Source organism: Sphaerisporangium viridialbum, from assembly GCF_049674955.1.
Taxonomy (GTDB): domain Bacteria; phylum Actinomycetota; class Actinomycetes; order Streptosporangiales; family Streptosporangiaceae; genus Sphaerisporangium; species Sphaerisporangium viridialbum.
Map to the genome: position 1 here is coordinate 7,633,467 of NZ_CP187232.1, position 12,617 is coordinate 7,646,083.

Sequence of the window (12,617 nt, forward strand, 5' to 3'; positions counted from 1 at the left end):
GCTTCGGATGTGCCTTCAGCGGCCACGGCGCTGCCCGCCACGGCCGGGGAAACGGAACCTGCGCCGGCCTGAGCCCGCCGAGCCGGCGATCCTGGCCAGCACGAACAGCAGCAGCACGACGATCAGCAGGATCAGCGCGCCGCCCCAGGCCCGCTCGACCTGGGTCTCCTGCGAGCTCCTGATCTGCGTGAACACGAACAGCGGCAGGTTGTCCTGGTGTCCCGCGAACGGGTTGGTGTTCAGCACCGTGGTGCCGCCCGTGGTCATCAGCACGGGCGCGGTCTCACCCACCACGCGAGCCATGCCGAGGATCACGGCGGTCGCCAGGCCCGCCCTCGCGGTCGGGAGCACCACCATCAGCACGCTGCGCCAGTACGGCGCGCCGAGCGCCAGCGCGGCCTCGCGCAGGCTCCCCGGCACGACGCGGAGCACCTGCTCGGCGGTGATCGTCACCGTGGGGAGCATGAGGATGGCCAGCGCGAGGCTGCCGAGGATCCCCGACTGCAACCACAGGTGCGGCTTGATCAGCAGGGAGTAGACGAAGAGGCCCGCGACGATCGAGGGCAGCGCGGTCATGGCGTCGGCGACGAGCCGCACGGGCCGGGCGAGCGGGCCCTGGATCTCGCTGAGGTAGACGGCGGTGAGCACCCCCAGGGGCACCGCGATGGCCGTGGCGAGCGCCAGCTGCTCCAGGGTGCCGATGATCGAGTGGAGGGCGCCCCCCTCGGTCGCCTTCGACAGCGGGCCGACGATCTGCATGGTCTCGGTGAAGAGGCTCGGGATGGTCCCGTTGGAGAGGCTCGGGCCGAGCACCTTGAGACCCCGGTAGGCGACGTACCCGACCACGAACACGATCGGCGTGAAGGCGAACGCCGCCCCGGTGCCGATCAGCACCGTGACCAGCCGGTCCTTGGCCACCGCCCGGCCCTGGCCGTCCTTGGTCACGAACCAGTGGATCGGCAGGAACAGCGCGTACCAGGCCACGGCGAACGCGACCGGCATGACCCGGAACGGCAGCAGCCGCGTGAACAGCAGCCACGTCAGGAAGAACGCGGCCGCGAGCGCGCCGGCCGTCTCCAGCACGTCGCTCCAGCGCCACGCCCTGGGCCGCCGCCTCGGCTGCGCCGTCCGGGACGGCCCGGTGCCGGCGTCCGAGGCGGGCCGCCGTCCCCCCGTCCCCGGGGCGATGGGCAGCACCTTGGTCTCCGGCGCGGTCATTTGCCCGCTCCCGAGCGTGATCTGTTGGCCACCAGGGCCGCGAGGAAGTTGATGGCGAAGGTGACCAGGAACAGCGCGAGCCCGGCGGCCATGAGCGCGCTGAGCCCCATCTCCTGCGCGTCCCTGAACTCGATGGCGATGCCGCTGGCCACGGTGATGCCGCCGTTCTCCAGGATCCTGGGCTTGATCTCGAAGGCGATCGACAGGATGAGCGTCGCGGCGAGGGTCTCCCCGAGCGCGCGGCCGAGTCCGAGCATCGAGCCGCCGATGATGCCGCCCTTGCCGAACGGGAGGATCACCGCCGTGATCATCCCCCAGCGGGTGCCGCCCAGGGCCAGCGCGCCCTCGCACTCGTGCCTCGGCGCCTGTGCCAGCACCTCACGGATGATCGAGGTGGTGATCGGGATCGCCATGCAGGCGATGATCAGTCCCGCGTTGAACAAGGACCCTCCCGTGGCCGAGGCCTCCATCAGGGGCATCCACCCGCCGAACTGCGCGACGGCCCAGTCCTCGATCGGCTGGAGCAGCGGCACCAGCAGGAACAGGCCCCAGATCGCGAAGATCAGGCTGGGGATGGCCGCCATCAGGTCGACCAGGGACGTGAGCCCCCGGCGAAGGGCCCGGGGGGCGTACTCATTGATGAAGAGGGACGTGCACACCGCGACCGGCACGGTGATCACCATCGCCACCGCGGCGCTGACGAAGGTGCCGAACATCATCGCGGCGACGCCGAACTTCGGCGGCTGGCCGTCGGGCGCCCAGGGCCGCGTCGTGAGGAACGACAGCCCCGCCGTCCTTAGCGCGGGTAACGCCCCGATCAGCAGGAAGACGCCGATGAGGGTGATCAGCACCAGGGTGGCCCCGGCACCCGAGGCGACGAAGGCCCGGTAGAGACGATCGGCGTCGGTGAGGCGGGCTTCCAGCTTTCGCGGTTCCTGAGCGTGCGGCCCCGTCTCGGGCATTTCACTCGTGACCGACCCCTCGGGGCCAGTTGGCTGCACGTCGATCCCCTCATAGGCGTGTGGTGAATGCGTGGGCGGATTTCCCGGTCATCTGCGTTTCCCGAGGTCCGTCGCCAGTGTCGAGCCAGGCCCATGGCCGGTGCGAGAACGGGGGATGAACGGGCGCGGGCACGTGCCCGACACCTTTTCTTCGGTGTTTCGAGGCCTTTTGAGGTTGTTTCCAGGGATGGAATGCCGGATGAACGACACCGGACGACACCCCGACGAATGGCCGCAGCCATTGTCCGGGGGAAGTTCAGGGCGCTTCCCTATACGGGGGGAACTGCGCGCGTTGACGCACGTCCCCCGTTTCTGGATATAGGAGATGCGGACGTGTTGCGACGTAGACGTTGGGCACTGCTGGCGGTCGCCGTGACGGGAAGTTCCGCGGTTCTGGCGGTCACCCCTGTCGCGGTCCAGTCCACGGCCCGCGCGGCGGAGGAGACCCCTTCGGTCGAGGTGTGGACGGCGGACGGCGGCGCGAGGGTGGACGGTGTCCCCGCCCAGAAGCTCGGCGCCGCGCAGGAGGTGAACGTCCGCTGGAAGGGCTTCACGCCGAACTCGTCGGTCGTGCTCACCCAGTGCGTCGATCCCGTCCGCGCGTGGTCGGTGTACGACGGCGAGGCCTACGGCTGGAAGACCTGGCACCCCTTCCAGTGGTGCGCTCACCAGATCCGCCAGTCCGGCGCCACCAAGGCGGACGGCACCGGTGCGGCCACCCTGACCGTCAGGCAGGGCACGATGACGCCTTCCACGGTGTACGAGAACGCCAGCGGCGGCGTGACGGCGAACTACCCCTTCACCTGCAACTCGCAGAACGCCCCCTGCGTGGTGATCGCGAGCGAGTGCGAGTGGCAGCAGCCGCTTGACTACGTCACGACGCCGACGCCGGCCCTGCTTCCGCAGAAGACGCCGCCCGAGGGCATCGAGGAACCGGCCCGCGCGGCGGTGAGCGAGAACCTCGGGTTCGCCCCCGGCGGCGACGGAGCACCGGTCACAGCCGCCGTGCCCGCGCTGGTGTCGCCGGACTTCCCCACGGAGAAGCCGCCACCCCCGCTCAACCCGATCACCGGGGAGCGCGTGGGCGACATCATCCACGGCAGCGGCGCCTCCAACGTCGTCACGGCCTTCGAGACCTGGCTGACCGAGGTCCGCGCCCTGCCGAAGGCCGCCGACGTGAGCTTCTCGCGCACCACCTCCGTCCAGGGAGCCGGCACGCTCAAGGCGGGATTCCAGAGCGGGTTCGACCGCGGCGCCGACTTCTCGGTCACCGGCATCCCCTACGACCGTGACACGGCGGGGGGTGAGGTGGCGTACGCCCCCATCTCGCTCACCGCGCTCGCCGTGGCGAACGAGGTCGAGATCGCCGGCCGCCCGATCCGCGAGGCACGCCTGAGCCCCACCACCCTGGCGTGGATGCTCGGCCAGGCCTCCGCCCCCGGGAGCGGTCCACTCGCCTACCTGAACGACTACACCAGCGGCTGGAGCGCCCTCGGGCAGAAGTCCCTGTTCAGCGTGGACAACCACGGCTGCGAGCTCCCTCCCCGCGACGTCGTCAGCATCTTCCGCCTCGGCCAGTCGGCCCAGAACCAGGTGCTGTCCTCGTGGCTCGCGGCCAACATCCCCGCCGACCTGTTCAAGCGCGAGTTCCCCAACAGCGATCCGGGCGGTCTCGAACTGCTCGCGGGCGCGGCGGGGACCCGGGGCACCCAGAGCGGTGCCGAGACCGCCCGGCAGGTCGCGACGCAGTTCGGCGACCTGACCAAGCTCGACCAGGAGGGCAAGCCCGACCCGAACGCCAAGACCCTCAGGAACCAGAGGGCGGCCCTCGGCTACGTGGACATCACCGAGGTCAAGGCGCTCGCCGAACGCGGATTCCCGCTCGGGGTGTCCGCGCTGAAGAACGCCGCGGGCAAGTACGTCAAGCCGACCAAGGAGTCGATCCTCGCCGCGTTCTCGTCGATGAGGAAGAACGACGACGGGACCTACACGGCGGTCTTCGACGACAAGGGGAACGCGGCGGCGTACTCCCTGCCGATGGTCCACTACATCGCCGTCCCGAAGGCCGACGCGAACGGCCAGAACCCGTTGCCGCTGGAGAAGCGCAAGGCGCTGTCGCTGTTCGTCAAGTACGCGGTAAGCGACAAGGCGCAGGCCCGGGTCGAGGAGCTCGGCGGCGCGCCGCTCCCCCAGGCGCTCCGCGACCAGGCGGTCCAGGTGGCCGACATGCTGCTCACCACCCCTTCGCCGAGCCCCACGCCGACGACGTCGCGGCCCGACGCCGGCGGCGGCGACACGGGCGGCGGCGGTAACGGCGGGAACGGCGGCGGGGGGAACGGCGGCTCCGAGAGCGGGACGCCCGGCCCCGAGGACACCGGCGCGGCCCTGCTGGACGGAAGCGCCAAGCCGAAGCCCACGCCGGCCGTCACGGTGACCAAGACCCACCGTCCTCTCGCGGCCCCGTCCGCCACCAGGACCACCCGCGCCGGCGCCACGACGCCGCCGGGCGCTGGCGGTTCCACGGGCTCACAGCCCACCGGCGCCCCTGTGACCACCGGCCCCCAGGACCCCGGCGGGCAGCCCTCGGCGGGCCCGCAGCCGCAGCCGCAGCTCAGCCCGGTCGCCGACACGAACTCGGCCCCCCAGCCGGTGGCGAACGAGGGCAGCGTGCGCGGGGGCACGATTCCGGCCCCCTCCTGGGTGATCCAGACCAGCATGCTGCTGATCCTCGGCGCGGTCGCCCTCTCACTGGGCGGCACGTGGCGCGGTTACCTGCTGTGGCGGATACGGTCCAAGCCGGCCTCCGCGGCCGCCACCCGTCCTGATGACGCGGGCCCGGCCCCCGCCCCGGCCGCGGCGCCCGCCCCGCACACCGCGCACACCGCGCAGGCCCCGCACACCGCGCAAACCGCGCACGCCGCCACCACCGTGACCATGCCGCCCGCATCGGACGTCAGGCCGTGACGCCGCTGGAGACCGCGGGCGGCGAGGCGCCGTACGCCGCCGCCATGGAACTGGCGGACCAGGCCGTCCAGCGGCTGGAGGAGATCGTCGCCCGCCTGTCGGGCACCGGCGACGGAACCGGGCACGCGAACGCCCTGGTCCTGGCGGGTTCGGCGTCCGTGCTGCTCGGGCAGTTGGAGCTCACCGTCGCGCCCCACGACACCGCGGGCAGGGCGTCGGCCGCCGCCCTGCGCTCGCGCTACGACAACGTCCTGCTGCACCTCGGCTCGGTCTCCGCTCCCGCGCGGCCGCCGTCCCCCATGCCGTACGGCCCGGCCCCATGGGTGCAGGTCGCCCCCGGGCAGTGGGCGCAGCTCGCCCCGGCCCCCCTCGTCCCCCCGCTCCCCGGCACGCCTCCTGGGTACGGCCCGCCACCCGGGTACGGCCCGGTGGGCTACGGCCTGCCGCCGGGCTACGTCCAGCCGGCCGGATACGGCGTGCCCGCCGGGTACCCCGCGACGCCGGTCCACGCCGTACCCCCGGGGTACGGCATGCCCGGCGCGACGGCGCAGTTCGTGCCGCAGGCGCCCGCCCCCAAGCGCCGGAGCCTGCGCGACCTGGTCAACGGGCTCCCCCCGGAGGTACGGCGGCTCGGCGGGGTCTCGATGACCGGGCTGACCGTGATGGGAGCGCTGCTGATCGCCTTCTCCCTATACGGCTCCCTGTTCGGCCACCTGACCTACGAGCGGAACCAGCGGGTCATGATCGACCAGCTCAACGAGAAGTTCAAGGTGGCCGCGGCGATCGCCGCCGCTCCCGTCGCCGGGGACAGGAACCTGGCGGCGATCCCGGCGCGCGACGAGCCGATCGCCCTGCTGGAGATCCCCGGCATCCGCGTGCGCGAGGCCGTCGTCCAGGGCACCGGCACCGCGGAGCTCCGGTCGGGCATCGGGCACTACCGCCCGTCGCCGATGCCGGGCCAGGTCGGCAACGCGGTGCTGGCCGGCCACCGGAACCTCTACGGGGCCCCGCTGGCCCGCGTCGCCGAGCTCAAGCAGGGCGACAAGATCGTCGTCACCACGCAGGAGGGCCGGTTCGCCTACACCGTCGAGACCACGATGCGGGCCAGGACCGGCGAGCAGGACTTCCTGTCCCAGGCGACGACCGTCAACCGGCTCACGCTGCTGACCACCTCGGACGGGGACCGGCCCGGCGGGCGGCTCGCCGTGGTCGCCCGGCTCGACGGCCAGGCGGCGTCCCTGAAGACCCATGACGACAACGGGGTCACGGTGGACGAGCTGGGCCTCGGACGCGATCCCTCCGCGTGGTGGCCGACCCTCGGCTGGGGCGCGGTGTTCTTCGGCATGCTCACGGGCACGCTGGTGCTCTACCGCCGGTGGCGGCGGACGTCGACCTATCTGATCACCACTCCGGCACTGCTGGCCACGGCGCTGATCTGGTTCGAGGCACTCGCGCGCCTGATCCCTTCGACGTTCTGAACCGTGGAGGCCACCATTCGCCGCAGCAGGCTCGCGTTCTCCCCGAAGACGGCATGGGGGCTGGCCGACCAGGCGCTGGCCAGCGCGACCAGCATCGCCCTCACCGTGGTCGTCGCCCGCGAGGTGGACATCTGGGCCCTGGGCGCGTTCGCGGTGGCCAACACGTTCTACATGATCATCCTGGGCTTCTCGCGGACGGTCGTGTCCGAGCCCCTGCTGGTGCGGTTCAGCCACGTGGGCGCGGAGGAGTACCGGCTGGGCGCCCGGCAGTCGACCGGGCTCTCGCTGGTGATCGGGCTCGTCGGCTGCGCCCTGCTGCTGGCCGCCCGGCCGCTGTACGGGGCCGCGGTGGCCGAGGCGATCGTCCCGCTGGCGATCTTCCTGCCGGGGCTGCTGCTCAAGGACGCCTGGCGGTTCGCGTTCATCGCCGCGGGCCGCCCCGGGCAGGCCATGCTGAACGACCTGATCTGGGCGGGCGGCCAGGTCGCGGGCGTCGGCTGGGTGCTCATGTCGGGCCGTCCCAGCCTGGGCGGCCTGGTGACGGCCTGGGCGGCCTCGGCCACCGTCGCGGCGCTCGCGGGGTCGGCGCAGGCCCGCCTGCTGCCCGCTCCCCTGGGCGCGGGGGGCTGGATCCGTGGCAACCGTGACCTGCTCCCGGCCTACACCGTGGAGTTCCTCGCCCGCGTCGGAGGCCGCAACCTGGCCCTGCTCGCCGTCGGCTGGGTCAGCGGGCTGCCCACGCTCGGCGCGATCCGCGCCGCCGAGGTGGTGTACGGCCCGCTGAACGTCGTGCTCCAGGCCGGCAGCCTGGTGGCGATCCCGCAGGCGGTGGGCGCGGCGAGACGTTCACTCGCGACGCTGCGCGCCACGGTGGTCGCGCAGTCGGGCGCGCTGATCGTGCTGTCCGCCTGCTACGCGGCGCTCACCATGGTCTTTCCCAACGGGCTGGGCGAGGCGCTGGTGGGCGGGTCGTGGGGCCAGGCCCAGGCCGTGCTCCTCCCGACGGCCCTGATCTACGCAGGGGTGGCCGCCATGACCGGCCCCATCGTGGGCCTGCGCGCCCTGGGCGACAACCGCCGCAGCCCGGCGGTGCGCCTCGCGCTCGTACCGCTCACCATCGGCTGCGGCGTGGCCGGGGGGCTGCTGGCCGGGGCGGTGGGGGCGGTGACGGGCCTGGGGCTCGCCAACCTGGCCGGAGCGGTGCTCTGGACCCGGCAGTTCCACAACGCGCTTCTCAAGCCCATCCAACGACCCTCCCGAGGAGACACGATGGAACTCTCCGAATACGGGCGGCGGTATCGCGGGATCATCCTGCCGCTGGCCGCCATCCCCGTCGTCGCCGCGGTCGGCGGCGCGAGCTGGGCGGTCGTCCAGCCCTCCACCTACCGGCACGTCGTCGAGCTGCAGGTGGCCGCGCCCTCGGACGCGGCGGGCCCGGCGGTCTCCGAGCAGAGCATCGCCACCTTCCGCGCGCTCGTCACCTCCTCCACCGTGACCGCGAGGGTGGCGCGCGAGACGGGCGCGGACGCGGACTCGGTGACCGGGGGGCTGTCCACGACCAGGCTGGACAACGGCAAGGAACGCGGGGCAGTGGTGCAGGTCGTCTTCGTCGGGACGGATCCCGGGAAGGCCGCGGTGGTCACGAAGGCCGCGTCCGTCGCCGCGGTGGACGAGCTGATGCGGCCCTACGTCGAACGGGCGAAGTCAGACGCCGAAGGGGCGAAGCGGGCCGCCCAGGACCGCGCCAAGGCCCTGACGAAGGCCATCGGCAAGAACGGGCTGGCCCCCGACCAGTACCGGGTGCTCTACGCGGAGATCACCCGGCTGCGGTCCGAGCTCACGGCGCCGACCGGGGTCCGCGACAAGGCGGACATCCTCCAGGCGATCAACGACCGGCAGGCGCAGCTTTCGCGGCTGACGCGGGACATCGTGCCGTTCATGTCGGCCCAGAACGAGGCCGACCAGGCCAACCGCTACCTCATCCAGGTGCAGCAGAACCTGCGCCAGGCCGAGGCGCGGCTGACCCAGTCCAAGGCGTCCATCACCCCGGTGACCGCCGAGGGGGTGGAGGTCGGGAAGGCTCCGCTCGCCGCCCGCGCCTCGGCCATGGCCGGAGGGATCGGGGCCCTGCTCGCGGTGGTCATCCTGGTGCTGCGCGAGCTGCTGCGTCAGCGCCGTCCCGTGGCTCACCTGAGCCCCTCGCGCCATGTCTCCGCCATGCGCGTGGCCTCCGGGCCGCCGCGCGTCGAGGTGGCCCCGGGGGACGTACGGGTGATCGAGCGCGGCGACCGCGCCGACCGGCACCGGCTCAACTGAGATCCGCGGCCCGGAGCACCCGGCTCGCGTGGCCCGGCTTCCCTGGCGGCCCCGCTCGCGTGGCCCGGCCACCCTGGCGGCTCAGCTCGCGTAGCCGTGCCGTCCGAGGTGGGCGGCGAGCGAGCGGTCGAGCAGTCCGACCTGGTCCGGGGTGAGGTCACGGCGGAAGGCCTCGGTGCGGCCGGCGGCGAAGGTGTGCCTGGCGAACCCGCGCTCGAAGCCGGGCGTCCAGGACAGCCCGAGGAAGTCCAGGATGATCTCCAGTTGCTCGCGCGGGTCGGCGACGACGTCCTCGTACCGCACCTCCAGCCACGCTTCGGCGGGCAGTGCCTCGCGGGCCAGGTCGTAGGCGTCGATCAGGTGCTTCCACGCGATCCCGGCGAGGTGGACATGGGATCGTCCCGCTTCGTCCCACTCCCGCCGGTACGGCTCGGGCAGCGGTCCGAAGTGCCAGCCGTCCGGGCCGAGGTGGCCGCGCCACCAGGGCATCTGCGACCACGAGTTCGCCACCGCGCGCCCGTCCCTGACGACGTGGACGAACCGCGCCCGGGGGAAGACCTCGCCGAGGAAGCCCGCCCTCGGCCAGCCGGTGAGCTTGTGGAGGTAGGCGGGGGCGCCTTCCGCGGCGGCGCGGGACTCGAAGAAGGCCCGGGTGCGGGCGGCGAGCCACGGCGTGACGTCCGAGGCGAGCAGGTCGCGGAACGGGTCGACGAGCAGGGGCGACACCTCGCGGGCGAGCGCGGAGTACGCCTCTGAGGGCGCGTAGCGAAGGCGGCCCTTGGCGGTCAGCCGGGGCGGCACCCTGCGGTAGATCGCACCGCTGCGCCGGCGCACCCAGCGGGGACAGCGGGCGTACCGGTCGTCGAGGTTGGAGACGAACCCCACGTCCGGGTGCCGGGCCAGCACCTCGTGGACGAGCGTCGAGCCACAACGTCCGGTGCCGACGACGAAGCCGTACACGAGGTCCTCCTTGCACTGCGGGCGGGGAACGCGCGGGAACCGGGCCGGGCTCGCGAGAGCCCGGCCCGGAAGGGTGTCGCGAGAGGCGGCTGTCAGTTGACGTCGAAGGTGACGCACTTGTCGCCGGTCGGGCGGATCTTCACGAAGCCGTTGCCGGTGATGGCCTGGTCGATGGCCACGCCCCAGTTGCGGTCGACGTTGCCGTTCGGCGTGCCCGGGTTCGGGTCGCTGCTGGGCTTGCTGTGGAGGGCGTTGGGCTTGCACAGCCAGCCGTTGGGACCGACGTAGCCGGCGATCCAGGGCGGGCCGTTGCGGCGGATGACGTTGAACAGGGTGCGGTTGAACTGGTAGGTGCCGTCCTGGATGGTGGTGGCCGACGGGGTGACACCGCCCACGCTGATCAGCGCCGTACCGCTGGGGCTGCAGTCCGCCTCACCGGTGGAGTACTTGCCGTACGACAGGGCCCAGATGGAGCGGCCACGGTCGGCGGCGGAGGCGATGTTGTTGATCGGGGTGCAGTTGTTCTCGAACAGGGTCTGGCCACCGGTGGCCGAGACACACGTGTTCGGGTCGCCGCCGAGGAAGGACGACCACGCGGAGTAGGTGCCGGAGCTGGTCTGGATGCCGTGCACGAGGATCGGCGCGCTGGCTCCGCCGAACTCGCTCCAGTTGCGGGAGCAGCCACCGGGGCCCGTGCCGAGGAAGATCTCCTTGAGCTGGGCCACGGACAGGTTGGCGACGGCGTCGGACGCGCCGCCCTTCCACTTGGGCACGGCGATGGCGTCCTTGGCCCAGCCGACGTAGGTCAGCGGGTCCTGGGCGTTCTTGCACTCGCTGGGAACGCTGGCGGGCGCCGAGGAGGACCGCGCGTAGCTGTAGTAGATCGTGCCGGTCAGGCCGTCGTTCTCCTGGCACAGCATGCGCAGGCCCGCCGAGGAGCCCTGCGGGAAGTGCTCGACCGCCATCTCGTGGTCGTAGTTCTCGGTGGTGACCGTGGTGGGCGTGTCGGCGAGACAGGTCCACTGCGGGGTCGCCGGCGGGACCGTCAGGTTGCAGCCCGGCGACTGGTTGAACAGCGCGTCCAGGTCCTGCATGGCGAAGTAGGTCGTGTCCGACCCCGCGCCGGTCATCGTGAAGTTGAACTTGCCGTCGGAGAAGGGAGGAAGCGCCGAGGCGGGAAGGGCGAACGCGCAGACCGCGACGATCATGGTGATCATCGCGGCGGCACGCTTGCCCATACCCCCCATGCGGGACTTCCGGCCATGGATTTCGCTGGACATGAATCCTCGATCCTGTGAAAACAGCGAGCCGCGGTTGGGCACGAGCATTCCGTCGCGAGGAGCGGGAGTGTTCGGCGCGGCACCACAGGGATCATCAATGCGGCCCGGCTCGCCGCCAACTAACCCCGCGTGTCCGCCGCGAGAACACGAGGCAATAAATACACATATTCCGGATTCTTCTTTCCCTTCCATGACTTCGTGGATTGTTTACCTTATAAGCACTTTGCGGATGATTAGGTGGCATTTCTCGGCTGGATAGTGCCGTCCTATGAGACGACGGCTGATCACAATGTCGATGGCGATGAGCGGCCTTCTCGCCGTGACCGGATGCGCGGTCGGCGAGGCGGAGCGGTCCCTTCCCGCGCGGGTGCGCGAGGTGACCTCCTCCCCGCTTCCGCGAGCCGCCTCCGACCAGATCGCCGCGGGCGGAACGGTGCGCGTCACGGCGGAGGGGCCGGTGCCCCACCAGCTCATCGCGGGCACCGGTGAGACGATCACGTGGCGCAACGAGACCGCGAAGACCATCTCCGTCCGGCTGATCGACGGCAGCGAACCCTCGGGCGACGTGAAGCCCGGGGGTTCGTACACGCACGTCTTCGACACGGCGGGATCGTTCGCCTACCGCATCGGGAAGGCCGGCGCCCCGGCAGGCGTCGTCGAGATCCTCCCCCACACCGACGGGACGCCGGCTCCCTGACGACCGTCTCGTGCCCTGGCCTCAACCGGCACGGCAGGCGATGAGCGACTTGGTGAGCCCGGCGAAACGCTCGGCGAGCAGCGTGGAGTCAGGGAAGTAGTGCCGCATCTGGGTGCGGCTCAGCAGTTCGATCTCCAGCACCATGGGCAGCGCCTCGGCACGGTCGCCCGGCCGCGTCCCCCACGACAGCGGCCACCGCGCGGCCAGTGCCGTCTGCAACGGCAGCGGCAGGAACTGGAACATCGGAAAGACCCAGTGCGGCTCGATCGGGAAGTACAGGTAGGGCACCTGCACCCAGTGGCGGTCGGACAGCCGGTGCACCGAGTCGGCGAACCGCCTGCGCATCTCGTGCCCGCCGACGTGCTCCATCACCGAGTTCGAGAAGGCCATGTCGAAGCGCCGGCCGGCGAGGTGGCCGGGCAGGTCGCAGGCGTCGCCGATCTCCACGGTGACCCAGTCGGGCACCTCGTCCACCGGCGGCTCGAAGTTGACCAGGTGGACGTGCGCGGGCCGCTTCGGCGCGCGGGTCCAGGTGCGCACGGTGCCACCGAGGTCGATGATCTCCATCCGCTCCAGGTCGGGGAAACGCTCCAGCAACATCATCATCCGCCGCGTGCGCAGGCGGGTGTTGAGCGAGTCGGGACGGCCGATGAGCCGCTCACGCATCCGCGTGCCGAGGTCGGGACGTACTGCGTCCATGTTC

9 protein-coding genes are annotated in these 12,617 nt (G+C 71.8%); 4 read left to right on the forward strand and 5 right to left on the reverse strand.

The features are described 5' to 3' along the window. Positions 1-15 precede the first annotated feature (15 nt). Together pstA and pstC are read right to left on the reverse strand one after the other, a co-directional pair. Positions 16-1,218 (reverse strand): phosphate ABC transporter permease PstA, encoded by a 1,203-nt coding sequence (pstA, locus tag ACOZ38_RS34375; RefSeq protein ID WP_424535206.1) that lies wholly within the window; start codon positions 1,216-1,218, stop codon positions 16-18. After that, on the reverse strand, positions 1,215-2,219 hold the full coding sequence (gene pstC, locus ACOZ38_RS34380; protein WP_424535207.1) for a phosphate ABC transporter permease subunit PstC: 1,005 nt from the start codon (positions 2,217-2,219) through the stop codon (positions 1,215-1,217). Before pstC ends, pstA begins: the two co-directional genes overlap by 4 nt. A 336-nt stretch (positions 2,220-2,555) precedes the next feature. Between pstC and ACOZ38_RS34385 the strand changes: the two genes are divergently transcribed. Genes ACOZ38_RS34385 through ACOZ38_RS34395 form a run of 3 tightly spaced genes read left to right on the forward strand, consistent with a single transcriptional unit; the run spans position 2,556 to position 8,977 of the window. Beyond that, positions 2,556-5,183, forward strand: a complete 2,628-nt coding sequence (locus ACOZ38_RS34385) for a hypothetical protein (RefSeq protein WP_424535208.1) — start codon at positions 2,556-2,558, stop codon at positions 5,181-5,183. Then, a complete protein-coding gene (locus ACOZ38_RS34390; protein ID WP_424535209.1) occupies positions 5,180-6,661 on the forward strand; it encodes a sortase in 1,482 nt (493 codons plus the stop codon). The genes ACOZ38_RS34385 and ACOZ38_RS34390 overlap by 4 nt, the downstream gene beginning before the upstream one ends. 3 nt (positions 6,662-6,664) lie before the next feature. Then, entirely contained in the window at positions 6,665-8,977 is a 2,313-nt protein-coding gene (locus ACOZ38_RS34395) for a hypothetical protein (RefSeq protein ID WP_424535210.1), read from the forward strand. 81 nt (positions 8,978-9,058) lie between these two features. Here ACOZ38_RS34395 and ACOZ38_RS34400 read toward each other — a convergent pair whose 3' ends face one another. Together ACOZ38_RS34400 and ACOZ38_RS34405 are read right to left on the reverse strand one after the other, a co-directional pair. Further along, positions 9,059-9,937: a sulfotransferase family protein gene (locus tag ACOZ38_RS34400; protein ID WP_424535211.1), complete on the reverse strand. Its 879-nt coding sequence runs from the start codon at positions 9,935-9,937 to the stop codon at positions 9,059-9,061. Positions 9,938-10,029: 92 nt separating this feature from the next. Further along, positions 10,030-11,217, reverse strand: a complete 1,188-nt coding sequence (locus ACOZ38_RS34405) for a substrate-binding domain-containing protein (protein WP_424535212.1) — start codon at positions 11,215-11,217, stop codon at positions 10,030-10,032. A gap of 268 nt (positions 11,218-11,485) precedes the next feature. Between ACOZ38_RS34405 and ACOZ38_RS34410 the strand changes: the two genes are divergently transcribed. Beyond that, positions 11,486-11,914, forward strand: coding sequence for a cupredoxin domain-containing protein (locus ACOZ38_RS34410; protein WP_424535213.1), 429 nt, complete (start codon positions 11,486-11,488; stop codon positions 11,912-11,914). A 21-nt stretch (positions 11,915-11,935) separates the two neighbouring features. On the opposite strand, the gene ACOZ38_RS34415 is transcribed toward ACOZ38_RS34410, so the two are convergent. Continuing rightward, a complete protein-coding gene (locus ACOZ38_RS34415; RefSeq protein ID WP_424535214.1) occupies positions 11,936-12,613 on the reverse strand; it encodes a hypothetical protein in 678 nt (225 codons plus the stop codon). Between the last annotated feature and the right edge of the window lie 4 nt (positions 12,614-12,617).

Excerpts from the sequence above, each read along its gene's own strand:
- ACOZ38_RS34410 (WP_424535213.1), top strand. The coding sequence starts at position 11,486 with ATGAGACGACGGCTGATCACAATGTCGATGGCGATGAGCGGCCTTCTC.
- pstA (WP_424535206.1), bottom strand. The coding sequence starts at position 1,218 with ATGACCGCGCCGGAGACCAAGGTGCTGCCCATCGCCCCGGGGACGGGG.
- ACOZ38_RS34415 (WP_424535214.1), bottom strand. The coding sequence starts at position 12,613 with ATGGACGCAGTACGTCCCGACCTCGGCACGCGGATGCGTGAGCGGCTC.
- ACOZ38_RS34405 (WP_424535212.1), bottom strand. The coding sequence starts at position 11,217 with ATGTCCAGCGAAATCCATGGCCGGAAGTCCCGCATGGGGGGTATGGGC.